Origin of the sequence: Stappia indica, assembly GCF_009789575.1 — a bacterium.
In the GTDB taxonomy this organism is placed as follows: domain Bacteria; phylum Pseudomonadota; class Alphaproteobacteria; order Rhizobiales; family Stappiaceae; genus Stappia; species Stappia indica_A.
In genome coordinates this window covers 2136738-2160458 of sequence record NZ_CP046908.1, presented here as the reverse complement: position 1 = coordinate 2160458, position 23721 = coordinate 2136738, and the positions used below count along the sequence as shown (strand labels likewise).

The following is a 23721-nucleotide window of genomic DNA, read 5'->3' as shown; positions in this document are numbered from 1 at the left end:
GGTTGCTCGTCCGCCTGCGGTTCGGCAGGCGCGGGGACAGCGCCGTCCTGCGCAAGGGCGGGAGTGGCCGCGGCTCCGAGAAGGAGCAGCAGCAGCGCCATTGCGCCTGCCTGCAACCGTCCGCCGCCTGCGGTCATCCGCTCTCGGCCTCCGTCAGCTCAAAGCGCGACAGGACCTCGTTGGCGGCACGAACGGCTGCTTCCGGGCCCTCGGGGTGGTTCCACACGGCACCGCGCAGGGCGATGAAGTCGGCACCGGTCGCGGCGCAGGCCTCGACGCCGGCGAAATCGCTGCCGCACAGGGCGACGCAGGGCGTCTCGAACATCTCCGACCACCAGGACGAGAACTGCAGCGTCTTGGCATGCGGCTCCACGTCTTCCTCGCGCTCCAGCAGGCCGAACAGGACGTAATCGACGCCGAGTTCGGCGGCGGTCATGGCGTCGTGGCGGGTGCGGATGCCGCCTGCACCGACGATGCCCTTGGGCTGGAAATTCTCCAGCGCACGCTTCAGGTCATCGCTGGACGCGTCGACATGGATGCCGTCGGCACGGCTGCGGCCGGCAGCGCGCGAATCGTTGTGAACCAGGACGGCGGTGCCTGCCGCCTGGGCGATCGGCACGATTGTCTCGGCGATCTTCTGGAAACCGGTCTCGCCCCAGCCGCCGTCGGTGATCAGAAGGCAGGCCACGTCGCCGCCGGCAAGGGCGGAGGCGAGATCCTTGCAGAACCCGTCGAGCTCGAAACTCGCGGGCGTAATCAGGTAGAGGCGCGGGTGCACGGCGCATCCTTCCGCTTCGTGGGCCGGGCAATCGGAACCCGTCCCGGAATGAGGGGCGATCACGGCAAAAGAGGGGCGAAACCGCCCCTCTCGTCAAGCTTGCCGGTCGGGATGGTGCCCGGTCAGGCGGTCTCGAGCGACTTTGCCCACTCGCCCTTGGCGGCGAGGCCGTTCATGCGGGCGCGGTGCAGGAACGCGGCCTGGCCGGCCGGAACGTTCTCGGACTTGCCGCCCCAGGCCTTGAGCGCGGCCTGCTGCAGCGCGCGGCCGTAGGAGAAGGTCAGCTTCCAGGGAAGATGGCCGGACGCGTTCATCAGGTGCAGGTGCTCGCTCGCCAGCTCGTCCGACTGGCCGCCGGACAGGAAGGCGATGCCCGGCACGGCCGCCGGCACGGTGGCCTTCAGGCAGCGCAGGGTCAGCTCGGCGACTTCCTCGGGCGAAGCCTGGATCGGGGCGTTCTTGCCCGGGACGATCATGTTCGGCTTGAGGATGATGCCTTCGAGCATGATGTCCATCTGGAACAGCTCGGAGAACACGGTGTTCAGCGTCCACTCCGTGACCTCGTAGCAGGTCTCGATGTCGTGGGCGGCGGAGGGGCCGTCCATCAGCACTTCCGGCTCGACGATCGGCACGATGCCGGCTTCCTGGCACAGGGCCGCATAGCGGGCCAGCGCATGGGCGTTCGCCTGGATGCAGGTGCTGGACGGCAGGCCGTCTTCCTCGTTGATGTCGATGACCGCACGCCACTTGGCGAAGCGCGCCCCCAGCTCGTAATACTCGGCAAGGCGCTCGCGCAGGCCATCGAGGCCCTCGGTGATCGACTCTCCCGGGAAGCCGGCGAGCGGCTTGGCGCCCTTGTCGACCTTGATGCCCGGCACGGCGCCGGACTTGCGGATCATCTCGACGAGCGGAGTGCCGTCGGCCGCCTTCTGGCGCAGCGTCTCGTCGAACAGGATGACGCCGGAGATGTAGTCGTTCATCGCCTCGGTGCTGGAGAACAGCATCTCGCGATAGGCGCGACGGTTGTCTTCGGTGTTCTCCGTGCCGATCTGGTCGAAGCGCTTCTTGATCGTTCCGGTGCTTTCGTCGGCGGCAAGGATGCCCTGACCGGTGGCCACCATGGCCTGTGCGATATCCTCGAGACGTTCACTCATCCGATGAGACCCTCTTCTTGCTTGCAAGCATCGCCGCGTTGCGTTGGCGGCTTTCTACCAAAAGCGCCGCGCTTTTGAAGGCGCGGCGCAAGCTGTTTCGTCGACAGGATTAATTCTCGAGCGCGTCGACGCCCGGCAGGGCCTTGCCCTCGAGCCATTCGAGGAACGCGCCGCCGGCGGTCGAGACATAGGAGAAGTCGTCGGCAACGCCGGCATGGTTGAGCGCGGCCACCGTGTCGCCGCCGCCGGCTACCGTCGTCAGCGTGCCGGCGCGGGTGCGCTCGGCGGCATGGCGCGCCGCAGCCACCGTGGCCGCGTCGAAGGGCTCGATCTCGAAGGCGCCGAGCGGGCCGTTCCACACCAGGGTGGCGGCCGCGTCGATCTTGGTGCGGACATTGTCGATGGAGGCAGCGCCGACATCGAGGATCATGGCATCCGTCGGCACGGCATCGACTGCAACGGTCTCGCTGGCCGCTCCGGCCTTGAACTCGCGCGCGACGACGGCGTCGACCGGCAGGACGATCTCGCAGCCCGCAGCGGTTGCCGCATCCATGATCCGCCGCGCGGTGTCGGCAAGATCGTGCTCGCACAGCGACTTGCCGACCGCCTTGCCCTGCGCGGCGAGGAAGGTGTTGGCCATGCCGCCGCCGATCACCAGCATGTCGACCTTCTTCACGAGGTTCTCGAGCAGGTCGATCTTCGAGGAGACCTTGGCGCCGCCGACGACGGCGAGCACCGGGCGGACCGGTGTGGTCAGGGCCGAGGCGAGCGCTTCCAGCTCCGCCTGCATGGTGCGGCCGGCATAGGCGGGCAGGCGGCGGGCCAGCCCTTCGGTCGAGGCATGGGCGCGGTGGGCGGCGGAGAAGGCGTCGTTGACATAGAGATCGCCGAGCGCCGCCAGCGCATCGGCAAAGGCGCCGTCGTTCTTCTCTTCGCCCGCGTGGAAACGGGTGTTCTCAAGCAAGGCGACGTCGCCGTCCTTCAGGCCGGCAATGAGCGAGGCGGCAAGATCGCCGATGCAGTCGGCGGCGAAAGCCACCGGCTGGCCGAGACGCTCGGTCAGGGCGGCGGCCACCGGCGCCAGGCTCATCTCCGGCATCACGGCGCCCTTGGGGCGGCCGAAATGGGCGAGCAGCACGACCCGTGCGCCCTTGTCCGAGAGCTCGCGGATGGTCGGCAGCACCCGGTCGATGCGGGTCGTGTCGGTCACCCGGTTGCCGTCCATCGGCACGTTCAGGTCGACGCGCACCAGCGCGCGACGGCCGGACAGGTTGCCGAGATCGTCAAGGGTCTTGAAGGTCATGGATCGCTCGCCTGGATGTCTCATGTGAAACGGCCGGCGCGAAGGGCGCCGGCCGCTGCTGCCAATTCAGATGGTCTTCGCGAAGGCCACCGCGGTGTCCGACATGCGGTTGGAGAAGCCCCACTCGTTGTCGTACCAGGACATGACGCGGACGAGGTCGCCGTCGATGACCTTGGTCTGGTCGAGCGCGAAGGTCGACGAGGCCCCGTTGTGGTTCAGGTCGATGGAGACCAGCGGCTCGTCCGTGTAGGCGAGGATGCCCTTGAGCGCGCCGTCGGCGGCCGCCACCAGTGCGGCGTTGACCTCGGCAACCGTGACCTTGCGGCTGGGCACGAACTTGAAGTCGATGACCGAGACGTTGGGCGTCGGGACGCGGATCGACACGCCGTCCAGCTTGCCGTTCAGCTCCGGCAGGACCAGGCCGACGGCCTTGGCGGCGCCGGTCGAGGTCGGGATCATCGACATGGCCGCGGCGCGGGCGCGGTAGAGATCCTTGTGCATGGTGTCGAGCGTCGGCTGGTCGCCGGTATAGGCGTGCACCGTCGTCATGAAGCCCTTCTCGATGCCGAAGGCGTCATTGAGGACCTTGGCGACGGGAGCCAGGCAGTTGGTGGTGCAGGAGGCGTTGGAGACGACCTTGTGTTCGCTGGAGAGCTGGTCGTGGTTCACGCCGTAGACGACCGTCAGATCGGCGCCGTTGGCCGGCGCGGAGACCAGCACGCGCTTGGAGCCGTTCTCCAGGTGCAGGGCGGCCTTGTCGCGGTCGGTGAAGATGCCGGTGCACTCCATGGCGATGTCGACGCCGAGCGCGCCCCAGGGCAGCTCCTTCGGATCGCGCAGGGCCGTGACCTTGATCGGGCCGGTGCCGACGTCGATCGTGTCGCCGTCGACGGTCACCTTCGCCGGGAAGCGGCCATGGACGGAGTCGTAGCGCAGCAGGTGGGCATTGGTCTCGACCGGGCCGAGATCGTTGATCGCTACGACCTGGATGTCGGTCCGGCCCGACTCCACGATGGCGCGCAGCACGTTGCGTCCGATGCGACCAAACCCGTTGATGGCAACCTTCACGGTCATGCTTGTCTCTCCTGTGGCGGCGAACCGCATTCCTTGGGCGATTGATCTGGTCGAGCCGGCCGATCCAAGGACGTCTTGTCCGGCTCCTGTCGTCTTTGGAGCGCCGCTGCGCGGCGCCCGATGGCTGGTTACCCAAGCCGCGTCACGGATGCAACGGGTTCAAGCAACATATCTGGCCGATGCGTCTGCATGGCTCAGGCCTTGTCGCCCTTGCCGTGCTCCTGCATCCGGACCGCACCGAGGGCCTTTTCGAGCACGGCCTCGACCTTGCGCCGGGCGTCGGCGTCGAGTTTGGCGATGTCGAGATGGAGGACGAGGCCCTCGTCCTCCTCGCTGATGGTCTGCGGAGCGGCGGTTTCCACCTCGTGCAGGCCCTCGACGGCGTAAGGCACGATCTCGCCGGGAATGCCCTTGAGCGTGATCGGTTCCAGCCGGCGCACCCGCACCCGGTCCTGCACATGCGCCCAGGTCTCGTAGGAGATGACGATGCCGCCGGGCTGGGCGATGCCCTGCAGGCGGGCGGCCAGGTTCGCCTCGGCGCCGATGATCGTGTAGTCCATGCGGTCGGCCGAGCCGAAATTGCCGACATTGCAGTATCCGGTGTTGATGCCCATGCGGACCTCGAAGGGCTTCTCGATCCCGCGTCGGCGCCAGCGGCTCTTCAGCTCCACCATGCGCTTTTGCATCGCGATGGCCATGTCGAGGCAGGCATTGGCGTCCTCGCGCGCGCCGCGCGTCTCCGGATCGCCGAAGAAGGCGAGGATCGCATCGCCGATGAACTTGTCGACGGTCGCGCCATGCGCCTGGGCGATGGTCGACATTTCCGTGAAATACTCGTTGAGCAGGCTGGTCAGCTCTTCGGGCTGCAGGTGCTCGGCCGTTTCCGTGAAATCCTTGATGTCGGAGAAGAAGATCGTCAGCTTCTTGCGCTCGGTCGAGATCACCACGTCCTTCTCGCCGGAGAAGATCGACTTGTAGATCTGCGGCGAGAGGTATTTCGAGATCTTCATGGAGATGGAGGCGAGGAAGCCGTTCGCCTCCTCCAGCTCCGTGTTCATCCGGCGGAAGTCGTTGGCCTGGCGCCACTGCAACCCGGCAAAGGCCGCGCCGAAGGCGCCGGCCCCGGCGAAGTAGAGGAACAGGTATTTGAAGGAGAAGAGGTTCCTGGCGATCGGCTGGTGCACCGTGATGGCCTGGATACCGCGCACGTCGCCGACTTGCCAGTCGCGCTTGGGGCTTTCGGGATGGGTGTTGTGGCAGGAGACGCAGGCCTGGCCCATCACCACCGGGACGGCCATGCGGATCTGCCGTTCGAACAGCGAGCCCGACAGGTCCGTGACGACCGCGTCCGGCGCCCGGCTCTGGCGGAAGCTCGCCAGAGCGGCGGTCTCGAAGGCATCGAGCCTGTGCGGCGCCCGGTTGGCGAAGGCAAGGTCGGAAACGAAGCGATAATCGACATCGCCGCCGCCGCGGCCGGCGATCACGCCGCCCAGTTCCAGCGACAGGGTCGCCGGGATGGGGATCGCGCCAGGTACGTCCTCGTAGTTGTGAACGGCGACGGAATCGCCGGTGTAGCCCTGGACGCGGCCGACGACGTTGGAGCCGTAATAGGCGCGGATCTCCGACACCATCGCATTGAGGGTGCGCGCCTGCGTCGTCAGGCCTGCGTCGGAGAGGTTCCTGAGATCGAGCCAGACGGCGACCGGCAGCAGCACGAGCGCCAGGAGCACTGCGAGAGCGAGAATCCACGGGCGCTCGGCGATGGAGCGCCAGAGGGCGTGGGTGGAACGGCGCTTTCCGGAGCTGGGCGACACGACGGCGATCTCCCGATGGATCGACACCTCTTACAGCCGATCGCTGCGCGAGCGCAACGGACAGGACAGGGCGACGCGGCTGCGCCGCCCTGTCCGGACTTTACCGGAAACCGCCGCTTACAGGCGGGCGTTGACCGCGGCGACCACCGCTTCGGCGGTGATGCCGAAGTGGCGGTAGAGCTCCTGGTAGGGGCCGCTGGCGCCGAAACCGGTCATGCCGATGAAGATGCCGTCGGATCCGATGATCGAGTCCCAGCCCATGCGGATGCCGGCCTCGATGGCGACCTTGACCTTCGCCCCGCCGGCGATGTCGGCGCGGTAGTCGTCCGACTGGCGCTCGAAGCGCTCCATGCAGGGCACGGAGACGACGCGGGTCGCGGTGCCGGCGGCGACCAGCGTCTCGCGGGCCTTGAGGGCGATCTCGACCTCTGAGCCGGAGGCGAAGATGGTGACCTCAGGCGCCTCGTCGCTGTCGGCGACCACATAGGCGCCGCGGGCGGACAGGTTCTCGGCCTCATAGCTGGTGCGCACCGGCGGCAGGTTCTGGCGCGTCAGCGCAAGAATGCTCGGCGTCTCCTCGGTTTCCAGCGCCAGCTGCCAGCACTCCAGCGTCTCGGTGACGTCGGCCGGGCGATAGAAGTCGAGGTTCGGGATCGCGCGCAGCGCGGCGTAGTGCTCGACCGGCTGATGGGTCGGGCCATCCTCGCCGAGGCCGATGCTGTCATGGGTCATCACGTGGATGACGCGCTGGCGCATCAGGGCCGCAAGGCGAATGGCCGGGCGGGCATAGTCGGAGAACACCAGGAAGGTGCCGGAATAGGGGATGGTGCCGCCATGCAGCGCCATGCCGTTCATCGCGGCGGCCATGCCGTGCTCGCGGATGCCCCAGTGCAGGTAGCGGCCGGTGAAGTCGTCCGGCGTGATCGGGGCGGTGTCGGGCGTCCTGGTGTTGTTCGAACCGGTCAGGTCGGCGGAGCCGCCGATGGTCTCCGGCAACACCTTGGTGATCGTGCCGAGCACGTATTCCGAGGCCTTGCGGGTCGCCATGGTCGGCTTGTCCTGGGCGATCTGCTTTTTCAGCTTCGCCATCGCCTCGGCGAAACCGGAGGGCAGGTCGCCGCGCAGGCGACGCTCGAACTCGGACCGCAGTTCGGAGTCGGCGGCGGCAAGGCGCTTTTCCCACTCCTTGCGGGCCTGGCCGGAGCGCAGGCCGGCGATGCGCCAGGCGTCGAGAATGTCGCTGGGAACCTCGAAGGCCTCATGGGCCCAGCCGAGCGCCTTGCGGGTCGCGGCCAGTTCCTCGGCGCCGAGCGGCGAGCCGTGGACCTTCTCGGAGCCGGCCTTGTTCGGCGCGCCGAAGCCGATGGTGGTCTTCGCGGCGATCAGGGTCGGGCGGTCGCTGTCGCGCGCCTTGGTCAGGGCGGCGGCGATCGCCGCCGGATCGTGCCCGTCGATGGCGACGGTCGCCCAGCCGCTGGCTTCGAAGCGCTCCAGCTGGTTGGTGCTGTCGGTGAGCGACACCTTGCCGTCGATGGAGATGCCGTTGTCGTCCCAGATGACGATCAGGCGGTTGAGCTTCAGATGGCCGGCGAGCGAGATCGCCTCCTGGCTGATGCCCTCCATCAGGCAGCCGTCGCCGGCCAGCACATAGGTGTAGTGGTCGGTGAGGGCGTCGCCGAAGGTCTCGCGCAGGTGGCGCTCGGAGATCGCCATGCCGACGGCATTGGCAAGACCCTGGCCGAGCGGGCCGGTGGTCGTCTCGATGCCGGCGCCGTGGCCGTATTCCGGATGACCGGCGGTCAGCGCGCCGATCTGGCGGAACTTCTTGAGCTGGTCGAGGGTGAAGTCCTCGGAGCCGAGCAGGTAGTGCACCGCATAGAGCAGCATCGAGCCGTGGCCGGCCGACAGGACGAACCGGTCGCGGTCCGGCCAGTCCGGACGGGTCGGGTCGTAATGCATCACCTGGGTGAACAGCACGGTCGCGATGTCGGCCGCTCCCATGGGCAGGCCGGGATGGCCGGACTTGGCCGCTTCCACGGCATCTGCTGCGAGGAAACGGATCGCATTGGCCATGCGATTGTGCTTTTCGAGGTCGGTCATCTGATTCCGTTCGTCCCTGTCGGCGGCCCACGCGGGCTACTCGTCCGTAATGCGGGCACCGCACGGGCCCCGGGTTCGGCGTCCGGCCTGTCCCTGGGTGGCGCTGCGGGGAGGTGCTGCGCCCGGTCGGGACGGGCGGGCGCGGATCGTGTCCGGGCCGCCGGCGATATCGGTTTTCCGGCGGTTGCGACCGGTTTTCACCGGACCCCGCCGAGGCGGCTCGACAAATATCAGGAACCTTGGGCGAGTCAACAAAGCGGATGGCGGGAGACGCCGGGGGAGGGCGTGTGTCCGTCGATCTCGCATCGGGCGGCAAGGAATGGTATAGCGGCAAAGGGCGGAAGCGGGTATTCCGCCCGCGAGCGGCATGGTGCGCGCACCGAAGCCGGCAGCGAATCCACAAGGGGTTGGAATGGACGATACGTCGGGACTTTCCGGGGGGCAGTCGGGCGGGGGCGAGACCCGGCCGGTCGCGTCCGCGGCAGGGCCCGGCGGCAGCGTCGATGCTGCGCTCGAGCGTCTGGCCCGCGCCGTGTCGCGGCTGGATGCAGCGGTGCAGCGCCGGCTCGAGGCCGACATGTCGCTGGGCGGGCTGCAGGAAGAGTTGCAGCGGCTGGGCGAGGACCGCTCCTCGCTGGCTGCGACGCTGGACACGGCCGAGGCGCGCGTCGCCCGGCTGGAGGATGCCAATCGCGAAGTCTCGCGAAGGCTGGTGTCGGCAATGGAATCGATCCGCTCCGTGCTCGAGACGCATGGCGGCTGAGGCGACGAGGCGATGGCTCAGATAATCGTGACGATCAACGGACGCAGTTTTCGCATGGCCTGCGACGACGGCGAGGAAGAGCGGCTGACCGCGCTCGCCCGCCGCTTCGACAGCGCCATCGACAGCCTGCGCGGCAGTTTCGGCGAGATCGGCGATCTGCGCCTGACGGTGATGGCCGGGATCATGGTCACCGACGAACTGGTGGAGCGCGAACGCCGGCTCGCCGCCCTGCAGGACGAGGTCGACAGCCTGCGCGAGGCGCGCCGCGTGGCGCTCGACAGCTCCGCGCGCAACGACGCGGAACTCGCCGGCAAGATCGTCAATGCGGCCGAGCGGATCGAGGCTCTGGCCGACGGGCTGGCAAGATCGCTGCGCCCGGCCGATGCCTGACCGGCCGCGCGCGCCGGGTGTTCCGTGCGCCGCCGGCCGGCCATGCGAAAACGTGTGTTGTATTTCCCGGCAAAGCGCCCCTATATCGGGGTTGGCGTGGCTGCGCGGTGCGTCAGGAGACATATCCCCGGGGCCTTACGCATCCCTAGGGAGCTGTTCCTGCTCCGGCCCGTGGGCTGGAGTATACGGCGCCCACCTACTCTGTAGGTTTCCCGGGATTGCAACCTCCAACGGCCGAGGTGGCCACGTCATTTCTCTCGTTCGCCGTCGCCCTGGACGGAGCGTCGGCAGCCCCTTCGGCCGCCGCATCCGGGAGCGCGACGCTTGATCTTTCCCGATACCGACATTTCGCAAGAGATCCGCGCCCTGCGCGAATTGAAGTCCGTGCGCCGCAAGGAGGCGCTCGGGCGCCGCGCCGGCCTGCCCTTTCAGGCGCGGATCGAGGGCGGGCTCGCCCTTGCCGAAGCTGTGGAGGCGCTCGGCTTTCCTGACGGCGCCATCGTTTCCGGCTTCTGGCCGATCCGCGACGAGATCGATCCCCGCCCCTTGATGGATGCGCTGCGGGCGCGCGGGCATGCGCTGTGCCTGCCGGCCATTGTCGACGGGGACCTGGTGTTCCGCCGGCTGACCCGCGAGACCGTGCTGGTGCCGGCCGGCTTCGGGACGGCCGAACCGCCGGCCGATGCCGATGTCCTGCTGCCCGACTGCATGCTGGTGCCGCTGGCCGCCTTCGACAGGCGCGGCGGCCGGATCGGCTACGGCCGGGGCTATTACGACCGGGCCATCGCGCGCATCGGCACGGAACGCGGAGCGCCGCCGGCAACTGTCGGTATTGCCTTTTCGCTGCAGGAAGTGGAAAGCGTGCCGGAGGAAAACCACGACCGCCGCCTCGACCGGATCCTGACCGAGCGCGGCTTCATCCAACTGGAAGGACCCGAGCGGGCATGAGGCTGCTGTTTCTGGGTGATCTCGTCGGCCGCAGCGGCCGGCAGGCGGCGACCGACATGCTGCCGGGACTGGTCGAGCGCCATTCCATCGATTTCGTGATCGTCAACGGCGAGAACTCCGCGGCCGGCTTCGGCATCACCGAGGAGATCCTGCAGGACGTGCTGGATGCGGGGGCGGATGTCGTCACCACCGGCAATCACGTGTGGGACCAGCGCGACACGCTGGTCTATATCGAGCGGCAGGACCGCCTGTTGCGGCCGCTCAACTTCCCGCAAGGGGCGCCGGGGCGCGGCGCCAACCTGTTCACCGCGCGCAACGGCGCAAGGGTGCTGGTGATGAATGTCATGGGCCGGGTGTTCATGGACAGTCTCGACGATCCTTTCGTCGCGGTGGAGCGGGTGCTGGACGCAACGCCGCTCGGCCAGGTGGCGGATGCCATCGTCATCGACATGCATGCGGAGGCGACCAGCGAGAAGCAGGCGCTGGCGCATTTCGTCGACGGCCGGGCGACGCTGGTCGTGGGCACCCACACGCATGTGCCGACCGCCGATCATCAGATCCTGCCGGGCGGCACCGCCTATATGAGCGATGCCGGCATGTGCGGCGACTACGATTCCGTGCTCGGCATGGAGAAGGACGAGCCGATCTCCCGCTTCCTGCGCAAGATCCCGTCCGGGCGCTTTACCCCGGCGATGGGCGATGCGACGGTGTGCGGGGTGGCCGTCGAGGTGGACGATGCCAGCGGCCTGGCCACGGCGATCGAACCGGTGCGGCTGGGCGGACGGCTGGCCCGGGCGCTGCCCTCGTTCTGGACGGCAGGATGAGGCGACGGGCCGTGCCGGGGGCGCCAGCGGATGCTGGATTTTCTCCTGGCCGCAGCCTATAACGCGCCGATCTTTTGAGATTGCAGGCGGACCCGGCTCGGCGGCGACCGATCCGTTCCGCCCGCCCGTCATCAATCCAGGAGGAACGCGCCTGGAGATCGTGTCCGGGCCGCGCGCGATCGCGGCCGAGACCGCCGGCGTTCCCGACAAGACCAGGAAGCGACATGGCCGGACATTCCCAATTCAAGAACATCATGCATCGGAAGGGCCGTCAGGACGCCGTCCGCTCGAAGATCTTCTCCAAGCTGTCGAAGGAGATCACGGTCGCGGCGAAGATGGGCGGACCGGACATCAACTCCAATCCGCGCCTTCGCCTGGCCGTGCAGAATGCCAAGGCCCAGTCGATGCCCAAGGACAACATCCAGCGGGCCATCAACAAGTCGCAGGCCGGTGACGGCGACAATTACGAAGAGCTCCGCTACGAGGGCTACGGTCCGGCAGGCGTTGCGGTGATCATCGAGCTGCTGACCGACAACCGCAACCGCTCGGCCTCCAACGTGCGCTCCTACTTCTCCAAGTGCGGCGGCTCGATGGGCGAGACCGGTTCGGTCGCCTTCATGTTCGACCGTATCGGCGAGATCGTCTATCCGGCCGCGGCCGGCACTGCCGATGCCATGCTCGAGGCCGCCATCGAGGCTGGTGCGGAGGACGTGCAGTCCGACGAGAACAGCCACGTGATCACCTGCGCCTTCGAGGACCTGGGCGATGTGTCCAAGGCGCTGGAAGAGACCCTCGGCGAGGCCGAGACCGTCAAGGCCGTGTGGAAGCCGCAGACGCTGACCCCGGTCGATGCCGACAAGGCCCAGACCATGCTGAAGCTGATCGGCCTGCTGGAAGACGACGACGACGTGCAGAACGTCTACTCGAACTTCGACGTCGACGAGGAAACGCTGGCCCGCCTGACGGCTGCCTGAGCGCCGCTTTTTCCGCTTGGCACTTTGCATAGGCCCGGCAGGCTTCCTGCCGGGCTTTTTCGTGCCGGCCGCCTCGGCATGCCCTGCGCGGGCCGCCGGGAACCGAGCGGTGCGGCGCGGCCCGTCCTTCGGATTTTGCCTTGGGGAGATGAAATCGCGCCGTTCTTTCTACGGGAAATCCCGTAGGGTCGCGCGACAATTTTACCCTGCGTAAATTAGCGTGTAGGTAGTTCTACGTCCGTAGTTTTACGCGACTGCCGTTGCCAGGCTTGCGAGGACATCGGATGGCTCCCAGGGACACGATTGCCGAAAGGCGTGCATTCTACAGGCTCGACGACACTGCCCTTTCGTTGCTTCGCGAGGCGAAGCCGGTGATCATGCGGTTGCTGCCCGACATTCTCGATGGGTTCTACCAGCATATTTCCGGCTTTGCGGATGCCCGGAAATTCTTCAAGTCGCCGGACCACATGGCGCATGCCAAGGAGATGCAGCTGCGGCATTGGTCGATCATCGCCGATGCCCGCTTCACCGAAGACTACGCGGACTCGGTGACGAAGGTCGGCGAGGCGCACAATCGCCTCGGCCTCGAGCCGCGCTGGTATATCGGCGGCTACAACTTCGTGCTCAACGGGCTGGTCGAGGGTGTGGCGCGGGAAATGCGCGGAAGCTATTTCTCCAGGGATGCGCGCGCCCGGGTGATCGCGATCCAGAAGGCGGTCCAGTCGGCGGCCTTGCTCGACATGGACCTTGCGATCTCCGTCTATATCGAGGCGGGCCATCGCGACCGGCGCGAGACGCTGGATGCGATTGCCGGCCGGTTCGAGCAGGCGGTCGCGACCGCGGTCGACACCTGCGCGCAGACCGCTGCGGCAATGGACGAGGTCTCGCGGGAGCTGGGGACGGTCTCCAGCAAGAACGCCGAAAGCAGCCATTTTGCCGAGCGCGCCTCGGGCGAGGCGTCCGACAACGTCCAGGCAGCGGCCGCCGCATCGGAGGAGATGGCCGCGAGCATTCGCGAGATCGCGCGCCAGGCCGACGAGGCGCGCCGGGTCTCGCAGCAGGCGGTCTCGGCGGCGGCGCTGTCCAACGACAAGATCACCTCGCTGACGGCCGCCTCGCAGCGGATCGGCGACATCGTCAAGCTGATCTCGGACATTGCCGGGCAGACGAACCTGCTGGCGCTGAACGCGACCATCGAGGCGGCGCGGGCCGGCGAGGCGGGCAAGGGATTTGCCGTGGTTGCGGCCGAGGTCAAGGGACTTGCCGAGCAGACATCCCGGGCGACCGCGGACATCGCTGCGCAGATCGGCGAAATCCAGACCGCGACGGGCGACTCGGCCGAGGCGATCGGCAGCGTCTCCTCGACGATCGAGACGATGAACAACATCGCCACCGCGATTGCCGCCGCCGTGCAGCAGCAAAGCGCGGCCACCGGCGAGATCAGTCGCAACATCTCCGAGGCGTCGGACGGCACCATGCGCGTCAGCGAATCTACGGCAGGAATCCTGCAGGCCGCCCTGCGCGGCAAGGAGGTGGCCGGCGCGGTGGGAGAGCAGTCGTCCCGCCTCAACACGGACATTCGCGAGTTGCAGGTGCGCATGACCGAGCTCATCGCGACGATCCGGGCCGCATGAGCCGACCTGCCGGTCCTTCTTCCCGGCTTCGATAGACGGCAGCCCGTCCGGCGTTCCGGGCGGGCCTTGCCGCGTCCGGTGCCCGGTTTTCTGCTGGTTTGCGTGGCTGGAGCCATGTCCGCGCTGGTCAGGCGCGGCGAATGGCGTTACCGATTTGTTCCATGGCATTCCCGATTCGCATACTCGGCATCGATCCCGGTCTCCGCCGCACCGGCTGGGGCGTGATCGTCGTGGAGGGAAACCGCATGACCTTCGCGGCCAGCGGCACGGTCCTCTCCGACAACCGCCTGCCGCTGTCCGACCGGCTGCGCCAGTTGCATGACGGGCTGCAGGAGGTTCTCGGGCAGCAGGCGCCGGACGAGGCGGCGGTGGAACTGACCTTCGTCAACAAGGATGCGGGCGCGACGCTGAAACTCGGCCAGGCGCGCGGCATCGCGCTGCTGGTTCCGGCGTTGAACGGTCTTGCGGTTGCGGAATATGCGCCGAACCTCGTCAAGAAGACGGTGGTGGGAACGGGGCACGCGGAGAAGGACCAGATCCGCATGATGGTGAAGGTCCTGATGCCGAAGGCGACGTTCAACTCGGATGACGCGGCCGATGCGCTGGCCATCGCCATCTGCCATGCCCAGCACCGGGTGACGCCGGCCGCCGCACGCATTGCCGAGAAACTGGCGCGATGACGCCTTCGACGGGAGCCGGTAGGCAGAGAGCCGGGAGACAGGCATGATCGGCAAGCTCAAGGGTGTGGTCGACGAGATCGGCGACGATCACCTGATCCTCGACGTGCACGGCGTCGGCTATCTGGTCTTTGCGCCCGCGCGCGTGCTGCAGGGGCTGCCCGGGCGCGGCGAGGCGGCGGTGCTGCATATCGAGACCCTGGTGCGCGAGGACCTGATCCGCCTCTACGGTTTTTCCAGCGCGTCGGAAAAGGCCTGGTTCCAGCTGCTGATGACCGTGCAGGGGGTGGGGGCCAAGGTCGCGCTCGCCGCCCTCGGCGTGATGAAGGCGTCGGAACTCGCCAATGCGGTGGCGCTGGGCGATACGGCCCAGATCGCCCGCGCGCCGGGCATCGGCAAGCGGGTCGCCGAGCGCATCGTCACCGAACTGAAGAGCAAGGCGCCGGCCTTTGCCAGCGTCGATGCCGGCACCATCGCGGCCTCGCAGCAGGCCTCGGCCGCTGTGCCGACGGCGGTGGGCGATGCAGTGTCTGCCCTCGTCAATCTCGGCTACCAGCAGGCGCAGGCCAGCGCGGCGGTGGCCGCTGCCGTCAAGAGCGCAGGCGAGGAGGCCGAGGCCGCCACGCTGATCCGCCTCGGCCTCAAGGAGCTTGCCAGATGAGCGAGGACGCCGGCCGTCTCGTCTCGCCCGAACTGCGCGGCGACGAGATCGACACGACGATGCGCCCGCAGGTGCTCGACGACTTCGTCGGCCAGGCGCAGGCGCGCGCCAATCTCAAGGTCTTCATCGGCGCGGCCAAGGCGCGCGGCGAGGCGCTCGACCATGTGCTCTTTGTCGGGCCTCCGGGGCTCGGCAAGACGACGCTCGCCCAGATCATGGCGCGTGAGCTCGGCGTCAACTTCCGTGCGACCTCCGGACCGGTCATCGCCAAGGCCGGCGATCTCGCCGCGCTGCTGACCAACCTGGAAGAGCGCGATGTGCTGTTCATCGACGAGATCCATCGTCTCAGCCCGGCCGTCGAGGAAGTGCTCTATCCGGCGATGGAGGACTTCCAGCTCGACCTGATCATCGGCGAGGGTCCGGCGGCGCGCTCGGTGAAGATCGATCTTGCGCGCTTCACCCTCGTTGCGGCGACGACGCGGCTCGGCCTCCTGACGACGCCGCTGCGCGACCGGTTCGGCATTCCCGTCCGCCTGCAATTCTACACGTCCGAGGAACTGGAGCTGATCGTGCGGCGCGGTGCCCGCATTCTCGGCATCGGAATGAGCGACGACGGAGCGCGGGAGATCGCCCGGCGCGCACGCGGCACGCCGCGCATCGCCGGCCGCCTGCTGCGGCGGGTGCGCGACTTTGCCGTGGTCGGCGGACAGGAGACGGTGGATGCGGCGATTGCCGACCGGGCGCTGACCCAGCTCGAGGTGGACAGTGCCGGCCTCGACCAGCTCGACCGGCGCTACCTGAACCAGATCGCCCTGAAATTCGGCGGCGGTCCCGTCGGCATCGAGACCATCGCCGCGGCCCTTTCGGAGCCGCGCGACGCTATCGAGGAGATCGTCGAGCCCTATCTGATCCAGCAGGGCTATATCCAGCGCACGCCGCGCGGCCGCATCCTGACGCCGCAGGCGTTCCAGCATCTCGGCCTGGCGGCGCCGCAAGGCTCCAACGTGCCGCAGCTCGGGCTGTTCACCGATGACGACACATGAGGCGTCGCCGCGCTGGCCGGATCTTGCCGGCCGGCTGGAGGGCGGACGGCATGTCCTGCCGGTGCGGGTCTATTACGAGGACACCGATTTCACCGGCGTCGTCTATCACGCCGCCTATCTGAAGTTCGCCGAACGCGGCCGCTCCGATTTCCTGCGCCTTTGCGGCATTCACCACAACGAGCTGGCGAGCGGCGCGCATGGCGAACCGCTGGCGTTCGCCGTGCGGCACATGGAGATCGATTTCCATGCGCCGGCCCGCATCGACGACCTGCTGGAGGTCGCAACGCGCCTCGATGAGGCGCGGGGCGCGCGGATCGTCCTGGCCCAGGAAATCCGCCGGGACGGGGCGCTGCTTTTCGCCGCCGAGGTGACGGTCGCCGTGATTTCTCCTGAAGGGCGGCCGCGCCGCCTGCCGGCTGCGCTTGCCGCGCGCCTTGCCGGCGACATGTCGCTGTCTTAACGCGACAGTAACCTTAACGCTGGCTTAATGCCGCAGGTTATCGGCGGAAACAGTCCCAGTTTCGCCAAAATCGCTCGTCATTGAGGCGGTCGATCAGCGGACAAACCGACTGGCCCGATCGATACGGGCAACCGGCAACCGATCCGGCATGTGCGCCAATGGTATCGGGCAAGAGGTCCTGAATTAGATGAATCCCGTGGAACTTGCACAAACGACCCTCGCGGCTCCGCAGGGCGACATGTCCTTCTTCGCGCTGTTTCTTCAGGCGCATCTCGTCGTCAAGCTGGTGATGCTCGGCCTCGTCGTCGCATCCATCTGGTGCTGGGCGATCATCGTCGACAAGTGGCTGCTGTTCACGCGCACCAAGCGCCAGATGAACCGCTTCGAGACCGTGTTCTGGTCCGGCCAGTCGCTCGAGGAGCTGTATCGCACCCTGTCGGGGCGGGCGAACCATTCGATGGCAGCGCTGTTCATTGCGGCGATGCGCGAGTGGAAGCGCAGCCATGAGGGCGCGCGCCCGGCCATCGCCAGCCTGCGCCAGCGCATCGACCGGGTGATGGACGTGACCATCGCCCGCGAGGCCGAACGCCTGGAGGCAAGGCTCCTGGTGCTGGCGACCGTCGGCTCGGCGGCCCCCTTCATCGGCCTGTTCGGCACTGTCTGGGGCATCATGACCAGCTTCCAGGCGATTGCCGCCTCCAAGAACACCAATCTGGCCGTCGTCGCGCCGGGCATCGCCGAGGCGCTGCTCGCGACCGCGCTCGGCCTGCTCGCGGCCATTCCGGCGGTGATTGCCTACAACAAGCTGTCGGCGGATGCCGGCAAGCTGTCCGCCCGCATGGAAGGCTTCGCCGACGAGTTCTCTGCCATTCTGTCGCGTCAGATCGACGAGAGGAGCTGACCCCATGGGCATGCAGTCCGCCGGTGCGGCGCCCGAAGAGGCCGGTCGCCGCCGTCGCCGAAAGCGCCACCAGCCGATGAGCGAGATCAACGTCACGCCCTTCGTGGACGTGATGCTGGTGCTGCTGATCATCTTCATGGTCGCGGCGCCGCTGCTCACCGTCGGCGTGCCGCTCGACCTGCCGGAGACGCAGGCCAAGCCCCTGGAAGGGGCGACGGAGCCGATCACGATTTCGGTCGCCGCCGACGGGCGCATCTATATCCAGGACACGGAGATCGCCGCCGACGAAGTGGTGGCGAAGCTGGAGGCGATCGCCCAGAACGGCTACGACGAGCGCATCTTCGTGCGCGGCGACCGGAATGCCGACTACGGCACGATCATGGGCGTGATGGGGCGCATCAACGCGGCCGGCTACAAGCGGCTCGGCCTCGTGACGCTCGAGGAGCAGCAGTAGGCACATGCGTGTCGGGCTCATCGCATCGACTGCGGGCCATCTGGCCGTGCTGCTTTGGGGAGTGGTCTCATTCCCCGATGCGAAGCCGTTCGACATCGGCCCGGTCGACACCCTGCCCGTCGATCTCGTTCCCGTCTCGGAGCTGACGCGCCTGCGCATCGGCGAGAAGACGGCGGAAGTGCGCGAGGTCGAGGCGACCCGGCCGACGGAAAAGCCTGTCGAGGAGCCGAAGGCGGAAGAAAAGCCGGCCGAAACCGAGGCCAAGCGGCCGAACCAGGCAGCGCCCGAGCCGACGCCGGCGCCTGCCCCCGAGCCGGCCCCAGCGCCCGAGCCGCCGACACCCGAGCCGCCGGCGCCGCAGCCCGAGCCGCCCGCGCCGGAGCCTCCCGCACCGCGAGCAGAGCCCGAGCCGGCACCTGCCCCGACCCCCGAGCCCGAGAAGAAGGTGGCGGAGACGCCGCCGCCGCCGAACGTGCGCCCGCGGTCCAAGCCGACCCCGCCGCCGCAGCCGCGACGCGAGCCGCCGCGCGAGAACTTCAATCCGAACGAGATCGCCGCGCTGCTCAACAAGGTGGAGCCGGCGGGCGGATCGAGCTCGAACTCGACCCAGCCGGCGTCGCTCGGCAGTCGCCTCGGCCAGAGCGGCGTGACGATGAGCCAGTCTGAGCTGGATGCACTGCGCGGGCAGATCTCGCGCTGCTGGAACCCGCCTGCGGGTGCGGCCGGCGCCGGCGATCTCACTGTCCGGCTCAAGGTGTTCCTGACCCCGGACGGGCAGGTGGACCAGCGTCCGGAAGTCATGAACTCCAGCGCGAACCCGTCCTTTGGTATTGCGGCGGAGAGCGCCCGGCGGGCGGTCCTGCGCTGCGCTCCCTATTCGCTCCCCTCGGCGAAATATGACACCTGGCGGGAAGTGATCATCAATTTCGATCCGCGCGAACTGCTCGGCGGTTGAGCACGGATCGGGACGTCCTGCAGCCTTTGCGGATATGCCAAGATCTGCAAGGGACGCGAAAATGACGAATTCTCACGCGACGGATGGGCCGGACACCGGCGCCTCCGCATTCGCGGTGCGCCGCGACACAAGGACCGACGGAGCCTAGAGTATGATCAGACAGGCATCTGCCAGCATTGCACGCTCCTGCTCGCGAATGGCCGCCCTGCTGCTTGCAGCGGTCGTGCTGAGCTTCGGACTGCTTCCGGCCGAGCGCGCGTCGGCAGTCGTCGAAATCGACGTCACGCAGGGCAATATCGAGCCACTGCCCATCGCCCTGCCGGCCTTTTCGGGGGCTGGCGGCGAAGCGAAGCTCGCGTCCGAGATCACCGACGTGATCAAAGCCGATCTTGCCCGGTCCGGTCTCTTCCGGCCGCTCGACCCGGCCAGCTTCATCGAGAAGGGCGTCAACGTGAACACGCCGCCGGAGTTCGGCTCCTGGCGCCCGATCGGCGCGCAGGCGCTGGTGGTCGGTGCGATCGAGCGGCAGTCGGACGGGCGCATCCGCGCCGAATTCCGCCTGTGGGACGTCTTTGCCGGCCAGCAGATGCTCGGCCAGCAGTTCTACACCACGGCCGACAACTGGCGCCGCATGGCCCATATCATCGCCGACGCGATCTATGAGCGTCTGACCGGAGAGAAGGGCTATTTCGACACGCGCATCGTCTATATCGACGAGACGGGCCCCAAGGACAAACGCGTCAAGCGGCTGGCCATCATGGACCAGGACGGCGCCAATGTGCGCTACCTGACCAATGGCAGCGACCTGGTGCTGACGCCGCGCTTCTCGCCCTCGCGGCAGGAAGTGACCTACATGGCCTATGCCGGCAACGAACCGCGCGTCTACCTGCTCAACATCGAGACGGGCCAGCGCGAGATGGTCGGCAACTTCCCGGGCATGACCTTCGCGCCGCGCTTCTCGCCGGATGGCCAGCGGGTGGCGATGAGCCTGCAGCAGGGCGGCAATGCCAACATCTTCGAGATGGACCTGCGCTCGCGCCGCACCACCCGGCTGACCAACACCCCGGCCATCGACACCAGCCCGTCCTATTCGCCGGACGGCAACCGGATCGTCTTCGAGTCCGACCGCGGCGGCACGCAGCAGCTTTATGTGATGGACGCCAATGGCGGCAATCCGCAGCGCATCAGCTTCGGGCCGGGCCGCTACTCGACGCCGGTCTGGTCGCCGCGCGGCGATCTGATCGCCTTCACGAAGATGAATCAGGGGCGCTTCATGATCGGCGTGATGCGGGCGGACGGTTCGGGCGAGCGTATCCTGACCGAGGGCTATCACAACGAGGGGCCGGCCTGGTCGCCGAACGGCCGCGTGCTGGTGTTCTTCCGCGACACCCCGGGGGCCAATGGTGGACCGCAGCTGTGGACCGTGGACCTGACCGGCTACAACGAGCAGCGCGTGCCGACCCCGGCCTTCGGCTCGGACCCGGCCTGGTCTCCCTTGCTGGAATAGGCGCTCACGGCTAGGCTGGGGGTCAGCCCCCAGCTTTTGGGGCGCGCAGGATTTCGTTAACCATGTTGATGAACGCGCGCTTAACCGGTTTCGCTGTAGAAGCGTTTACCCTGTCGGGGTGGTGGGGATCAGGAGTGAGTTTCATGATGAATTTCGGGATGCGGAGCCGTGGCGCGCGCATTGCCTCCGTTGTCGCAGGCGCGATGCTTCTGGCAGCCTGCGCGCAGACCAAGCCGGATGGCCTGACTGGCAACGTCCAGCCCGGCACCGGTCAGGACTTTGTGGTGAACGTGGGTGATCGCGTGTTCTTCGGCAACGACCAGACGACGCTCTCGCCGCAGGCAACAGCGACGCTGGACAAGCAGGCCCAGTGGCTGAACAGCTACAGCCGCTACACGGTGACCATCGAGGGTCATGCGGACGAGCGCGGCACACGCCAGTACAACATCGCGCTCGGCGCGCGGCGTGCCGACGCGGTGCGCAACTATCTGGTTGCCCGCGGCATTCCGGGCAACCGCATCAAGACGGTCTCCTACGGCAAGGAGCGTCCGGTCGCAGTTTGCAACGACGAGAGCTGCTGGACGCAGAACCGTCGTGCGGTGACCGTGCTCGACAACGCCGGAAGCTGACCGGCCGCGCGGCCGGACCTGAGACGACCTGCCTTCGGGGCGGCCGGACGGGAAACCGTCGCGGCCGCCCTTGCGTTTGTGTCCGGTGCGTTTGTGGCCGGCAGGCAGGGCGGATGCCTGCTGCGGCGTCAAAATTTGGCCGAAGTCGCAGCGCCCTGTGCTATGGCGTTCAGGCGGACGGTCGGGCAATCGCCCGGCTGCCGCGCGGGCGGAGGACAGGCATGAATCGATTGAAACCCATGGCTTTCAGAAGTCTGACCGGCGTGTTCGCGCTGGTGATGCTGCTTGCGTTGCCGCAGGCGGCGTCGGCGCAGCTTTTCGGCTCGCGCAGCGACAGCGATGCTGCGGTACGGATCAACCAGGTCGAGGAGCAGATGCGCAACCTCACCGGACAGATCGAACAGCTCAACTACCAGATCCGGCAGTTGCAGGAGCAGCTCCAGCGGATGCAGGAAGACAACGAGTACCGCTTCCAGCAGCTGGAACAGGGCGGACGTAAGCGGTCGGACGCTGCTCCCGCCCAGCCGTCCGGCCAACCTTCCGGCCAGGCCGGCGATCTTGCCGGTCTCCAGGGCGGAGGCGAGAGCTACGGCCCGGCGTCCGGCACGCTCGGCCAGCTCCCGGCGGACGGGTCGGGCGACGCCGAGTTCGGCGCCGAGGGCGGCTATACGCAGGACGGCTCCGGCTCGCTCGGTGCCGGCCCGCTGGACCTGTCCGCGCTCGCGCGCGGCCAGTCGGGCGCCGGCGGTCTTGCAACCGGCGGAGGGCAGGGCGACCTGCCTCCCGGCGTTTCCGGCGGCGTGCAGCAGGACACGTTCGGCATGGCCTCTGCGCCCTCGTCCGGCAGTTCGCCGCGGGCGTCCTACGACAGTGCCTATTCGATGATCATGGCGGGCGACTATGCCGGGGCCGAAGCCGGCTTCAAGGGCTTCCTGCAGCAGCATCCGAACGATCCGCTGGCGGCGAATGCGCAGTTCTGGCTGGGCGAAAGCCTCTATGCCCGCAAGCAGTACCGCGATGCGGCCGATGCGTTCCTCAAGAGCTATACCGACTATCCCGACAGTTCAAAGGTGACCGACAGCCTGCTGAAGCTCGGCCTGTCGCTCAAGGGCATCGGCCAGAAGGACGCCGCCTGCGCCACCTTCAGCGAGCTTTTGACCAAATATCCGGGCGCGCCGACCTCGATCCGCGCCGAAGCCCAGGCCCAGCAGCAGAGCGGTGGCTGCGTCTGACCGCGTGCGGCCCGTCTGCGAGACGCAGGCCGACGCCCTCCTTGCCGCACTGATCCCCTTTCGCCGCCTCGCGCTGGCCGTGTCGGGCGGACCGGATTCCACGGCCCTGCTGCTGCTTGTCGCCGCCTGGCGCGCGCGCAGGACCGATCCTCCCGAGATTCACGTCCTGACTGTCGACCATGGCCTGCGACCCGAAGCCGCCGCGGAAGCGCGCGCCGTTGCAGCTCTTGCCGAACGGCTCGGCCTGCCCTGCCGTATCCTGACATCCACCGCACCCAAGCCCTCCGCCAATCGCCAGGCGGCTGCGCGCGACCTGCGACGGGGACTGCTCGTGACGGCGTGCTCCGATCTCGCCATCGAGGCGCTGGTGCTTGCCCATCACCTGGACGACCAGGCCGAGACCTTTCTGCTGCGCCTTGCCCGCGGCAGCGGCGTCTACGGTCTTGCGGCGATGCCTGCGCGCGGTCTGTGGCAATACGGCGAGGGGGCTTGCGTCACCGTGCTGCGGCCCCTGCTGGCGGTGTCCAAGGCGAGCCTCGTCGCCACCTGCTCGGCGGCGGGCGAGGCCTATGCCGAAGATCCCTCGAACGACGACCCCGCTTACGCACGCACGCGGCTTCGGCAGCTGATGCCGGCGCTGGCCGGCGAGGGGCTGGATGCCGCAACCCTTGCCGCCACGGCGGCCCGTCTTGCCTCGGCTGCTGCCGCGATCGACGATCAGGTCGATGCGGTGCTGGCATCCTGTGCCGTTTTCCATCCGGCCGGTCCGGCGCGCTTGTCCGTCGAGGCCCTGACCTCGCTTCCGCGCGAGACGCTGCTGCGGCTCGTCGCAAGGCTGCTGGCAGACGTCGGTGGGCAGGCCTATCCGCCGCGTCTCGTCCGGCTGGAGGGGTTCGTGGACCGGCTTGCAGCGCGCGAGGTTGCGCAGTCGACGCTGTCCGGCGTGGTGGCGCGCCGGCGCGGCGGCGAGATCGTCTTCTGGCGCGAACCGGGACGCGAGGGCCTTGCGCCTGTCGAGCTCACGGGACCGGGCCGGGCCGTCTTCGACCGGCGCTTCCTGGTGGAGGCGGAGAGGGGCGGAGCGTTTCGCGTCGTGCCCCTGGGGACGCTTTCGGAGCACGGCATCGAACGCAAGGCGGCCGGCGACTGGCCGCCGCAGGCCTTTGCCGGCGCACCGCTTCTGCTTGGTCCCACTGATGCGGCCTATTGTCCCGGCCTCGCCGGCGAAGCGCCTGCCGGGGTGCGGCTCGTCCCGCTCACGCAGCGGGAAAGCCTGTTCCGGCCGGAACTTGGGACAAATCCCTTCGGCTGGCGGGAAATTTAAGAAAAATGAGACCTGTTTCGTGTGAATCTCCTTCGTCGCCTTGGCAGCCCGTTCCCGCGGACCTATCTTGGCTTTGAAGGACTTCTTTCCAGCGCAGACCGCCGCCTTGGCGCGGTGAAGGA

At 67.9% G+C, this 23721-nt stretch carries 23 protein-coding genes and 1 other RNA gene; 18 read left to right on the top strand and 6 right to left on the bottom strand.

From position 1 onward, the window contains the following. Positions 1-133: 133 nt before the first annotated feature. From GH266_RS10150 to tkt, 6 genes are all read right to left on the bottom strand, one after another. Positions 134-778: a thiamine phosphate synthase gene (locus GH266_RS10150; protein ID WP_158193808.1), complete on the bottom strand. Its 645-nt coding sequence runs from the start codon at positions 776-778 to the stop codon at positions 134-136. Positions 779-900: 122 nt separating this feature from the next. Next, positions 901-1932 (bottom strand): class I fructose-bisphosphate aldolase, encoded by a 1032-nt coding sequence (locus GH266_RS10145; RefSeq protein WP_158193807.1) that lies wholly within the window; start codon positions 1930-1932, stop codon positions 901-903. Between the two features lie 109 nt (positions 1933-2041). After that, positions 2042-3235, bottom strand: a complete 1194-nt coding sequence (locus tag GH266_RS10140; RefSeq protein ID WP_158193806.1) for a phosphoglycerate kinase — start codon at positions 3233-3235, stop codon at positions 2042-2044. Positions 3236-3301: 66 nt separating this feature from the next. Further along, the gene (gene gap, locus GH266_RS10135) at positions 3302-4309 is read right to left on the bottom strand and encodes a type I glyceraldehyde-3-phosphate dehydrogenase (protein WP_158193805.1); all 1008 of its coding nucleotides are present in this window, start codon (positions 4307-4309) and stop codon (positions 3302-3304) included. 194 nt (positions 4310-4503) lie between these two features. After that, the gene (locus tag GH266_RS10130; protein ID WP_425329566.1) at positions 4504-6123 is read right to left on the bottom strand and encodes an adenylate/guanylate cyclase domain-containing protein; all 1620 of its coding nucleotides are present in this window, start codon (positions 6121-6123) and stop codon (positions 4504-4506) included. 117 nt (positions 6124-6240) lie between these two features. Continuing rightward, positions 6241-8223 carry a transketolase gene (gene tkt, locus GH266_RS10125; RefSeq protein ID WP_158193804.1) on the bottom strand — a complete coding sequence of 661 codons (1983 nt, stop codon included), beginning with the start codon at positions 8221-8223 and terminating at the stop codon, positions 6241-6243. 412 nt (positions 8224-8635) lie between these two features. Between tkt and GH266_RS10120 the strand changes: the two genes are divergently transcribed. The 18 genes from GH266_RS10120 (at position 8636) to tilS (ending at position 23599) form a co-directional block, all read left to right on the top strand. Continuing rightward, entirely contained in the window at positions 8636-8986 is a 351-nt protein-coding gene (locus GH266_RS10120; RefSeq protein ID WP_158193803.1) for a DUF4164 domain-containing protein, read from the top strand. A 12-nt stretch (positions 8987-8998) separates the two neighbouring features. Beyond that, on the top strand, positions 8999-9376 hold the full coding sequence (locus tag GH266_RS10115; RefSeq protein WP_158193802.1) for a cell division protein ZapA: 378 nt from the start codon (positions 8999-9001) through the stop codon (positions 9374-9376). A gap of 94 nt (positions 9377-9470) precedes the next feature. Then, a non-coding RNA gene (gene ssrS / locus GH266_RS10110) (6S RNA) lies at positions 9471-9626 on the top strand. A gap of 74 nt (positions 9627-9700) precedes the next feature. Next, on the top strand, positions 9701-10324 hold the full coding sequence (locus GH266_RS10105) for a 5-formyltetrahydrofolate cyclo-ligase (protein ID WP_244953802.1): 624 nt from the start codon (positions 9701-9703) through the stop codon (positions 10322-10324). After that, on the top strand, positions 10321-11148 hold the full coding sequence (locus GH266_RS10100) for a TIGR00282 family metallophosphoesterase (RefSeq protein WP_158193801.1): 828 nt from the start codon (positions 10321-10323) through the stop codon (positions 11146-11148). Before GH266_RS10105 ends, GH266_RS10100 begins: the two co-directional genes overlap by 4 nt. Positions 11149-11372: 224 nt before the next feature. Further along, entirely contained in the window at positions 11373-12122 is a 750-nt protein-coding gene (locus tag GH266_RS10095; RefSeq protein ID WP_158193800.1) for a YebC/PmpR family DNA-binding transcriptional regulator, read from the top strand. 284 nt (positions 12123-12406) lie between these two features. Beyond that, positions 12407-13756: a globin-coupled sensor protein gene (locus GH266_RS10090; protein WP_158193799.1), complete on the top strand. Its 1350-nt coding sequence runs from the start codon at positions 12407-12409 to the stop codon at positions 13754-13756. 161 nt (positions 13757-13917) lie between these two features. After that, positions 13918-14436, top strand: a complete 519-nt coding sequence (gene ruvC / locus GH266_RS10085) for a crossover junction endodeoxyribonuclease RuvC (RefSeq protein ID WP_158193798.1) — start codon at positions 13918-13920, stop codon at positions 14434-14436. A 43-nt stretch (positions 14437-14479) separates the two neighbouring features. Then, the gene (gene ruvA, locus GH266_RS10080; RefSeq protein WP_158193797.1) at positions 14480-15094 is read left to right on the top strand and encodes a Holliday junction branch migration protein RuvA; all 615 of its coding nucleotides are present in this window, start codon (positions 14480-14482) and stop codon (positions 15092-15094) included. Next, positions 15091-16137, top strand: coding sequence for a Holliday junction branch migration DNA helicase RuvB (ruvB, locus tag GH266_RS10075; RefSeq protein ID WP_158193796.1), 1047 nt, complete (start codon positions 15091-15093; stop codon positions 16135-16137). Before ruvA ends, ruvB begins: the two co-directional genes overlap by 4 nt. After that, a complete protein-coding gene (ybgC, locus tag GH266_RS10070; protein WP_158193795.1) occupies positions 16124-16597 on the top strand; it encodes a tol-pal system-associated acyl-CoA thioesterase in 474 nt (157 codons plus the stop codon). Before ruvB ends, ybgC begins: the two co-directional genes overlap by 14 nt. A 187-nt stretch (positions 16598-16784) precedes the next feature. Beyond that, positions 16785-17498, top strand: coding sequence for a protein TolQ (gene tolQ, locus GH266_RS10065; RefSeq protein ID WP_158193794.1), 714 nt, complete (start codon positions 16785-16787; stop codon positions 17496-17498). Positions 17499-17502: 4 nt separating this feature from the next. After that, on the top strand, positions 17503-17952 hold the full coding sequence (tolR, locus tag GH266_RS10060) for a protein TolR (protein WP_158193793.1): 450 nt from the start codon (positions 17503-17505) through the stop codon (positions 17950-17952). Positions 17953-17956: 4 nt separating this feature from the next. Continuing rightward, positions 17957-18907: a cell envelope integrity TolA family protein gene (locus GH266_RS10055; protein ID WP_158193792.1), complete on the top strand. Its 951-nt coding sequence runs from the start codon at positions 17957-17959 to the stop codon at positions 18905-18907. A gap of 151 nt (positions 18908-19058) precedes the next feature. Continuing rightward, positions 19059-20414 carry a Tol-Pal system beta propeller repeat protein TolB gene (tolB, locus tag GH266_RS10050; protein WP_158193791.1) on the top strand — a complete coding sequence of 452 codons (1356 nt, stop codon included), beginning with the start codon at positions 19059-19061 and terminating at the stop codon, positions 20412-20414. Between the two features lie 143 nt (positions 20415-20557). Beyond that, positions 20558-21043 (top strand): peptidoglycan-associated lipoprotein Pal, encoded by a 486-nt coding sequence (pal, locus tag GH266_RS10045; RefSeq protein WP_067218757.1) that lies wholly within the window; start codon positions 20558-20560, stop codon positions 21041-21043. A gap of 239 nt (positions 21044-21282) precedes the next feature. After that, positions 21283-22275, top strand: a complete 993-nt coding sequence (ybgF, locus tag GH266_RS10040) for a tol-pal system protein YbgF (RefSeq protein ID WP_158193790.1) — start codon at positions 21283-21285, stop codon at positions 22273-22275. Next, positions 22262-23599 (top strand): tRNA lysidine(34) synthetase TilS, encoded by a 1338-nt coding sequence (gene tilS, locus GH266_RS10035; protein WP_158193789.1) that lies wholly within the window; start codon positions 22262-22264, stop codon positions 23597-23599. The genes ybgF and tilS overlap by 14 nt, the downstream gene beginning before the upstream one ends. The last annotated feature ends 122 nt before the right edge of the window (positions 23600-23721 follow it).

Bases quoted from the DNA above. Each gene is read 5' to 3' on its own strand.
- GH266_RS10090 (WP_158193799.1), top strand. From the start codon at position 12,407: ATGGCTCCCAGGGACACGATTGCCGAAAGGCGTGCATTCTACAGGCTC.
- GH266_RS10120 (WP_158193803.1), top strand. From the start codon at position 8,636: ATGGACGATACGTCGGGACTTTCCGGGGGGCAGTCGGGCGGGGGCGAG.
- ruvB (WP_158193796.1), top strand. From the start codon at position 15,091: ATGAGCGAGGACGCCGGCCGTCTCGTCTCGCCCGAACTGCGCGGCGAC.
- GH266_RS10115 (WP_158193802.1), top strand. From the start codon at position 8,999: ATGGCTCAGATAATCGTGACGATCAACGGACGCAGTTTTCGCATGGCC.
- tolR (WP_158193793.1), top strand. From the start codon at position 17,503: ATGGGCATGCAGTCCGCCGGTGCGGCGCCCGAAGAGGCCGGTCGCCGC.
- GH266_RS10095 (WP_158193800.1), top strand. From the start codon at position 11,373: ATGGCCGGACATTCCCAATTCAAGAACATCATGCATCGGAAGGGCCGT.
- tolQ (WP_158193794.1), top strand. From the start codon at position 16,785: ATGAATCCCGTGGAACTTGCACAAACGACCCTCGCGGCTCCGCAGGGC.
- ruvC (WP_158193798.1), top strand. From the start codon at position 13,918: ATGGCATTCCCGATTCGCATACTCGGCATCGATCCCGGTCTCCGCCGC.
- ybgC (WP_158193795.1), top strand. From the start codon at position 16,124: ATGACGACACATGAGGCGTCGCCGCGCTGGCCGGATCTTGCCGGCCGG.
- ruvA (WP_158193797.1), top strand. From the start codon at position 14,480: ATGATCGGCAAGCTCAAGGGTGTGGTCGACGAGATCGGCGACGATCAC.
- GH266_RS10145 (WP_158193807.1), bottom strand. From the start codon at position 1,932: ATGAGTGAACGTCTCGAGGATATCGCACAGGCCATGGTGGCCACCGGT.
- GH266_RS10140 (WP_158193806.1), bottom strand. From the start codon at position 3,235: ATGACCTTCAAGACCCTTGACGATCTCGGCAACCTGTCCGGCCGTCGC.
- ybgF (WP_158193790.1), top strand. From the start codon at position 21,283: ATGGCTTTCAGAAGTCTGACCGGCGTGTTCGCGCTGGTGATGCTGCTT.
- tolB (WP_158193791.1), top strand. From the start codon at position 19,059: ATGATCAGACAGGCATCTGCCAGCATTGCACGCTCCTGCTCGCGAATG.
- tkt (WP_158193804.1), bottom strand. From the start codon at position 8,223: ATGACCGACCTCGAAAAGCACAATCGCATGGCCAATGCGATCCGTTTC.
- gap (WP_158193805.1), bottom strand. From the start codon at position 4,309: ATGACCGTGAAGGTTGCCATCAACGGGTTTGGTCGCATCGGACGCAAC.
- GH266_RS10100 (WP_158193801.1), top strand. From the start codon at position 10,321: ATGAGGCTGCTGTTTCTGGGTGATCTCGTCGGCCGCAGCGGCCGGCAG.
- pal (WP_067218757.1), top strand. From the start codon at position 20,558: ATGATGAATTTCGGGATGCGGAGCCGTGGCGCGCGCATTGCCTCCGTT.
- GH266_RS10055 (WP_158193792.1), top strand. From the start codon at position 17,957: ATGCGTGTCGGGCTCATCGCATCGACTGCGGGCCATCTGGCCGTGCTG.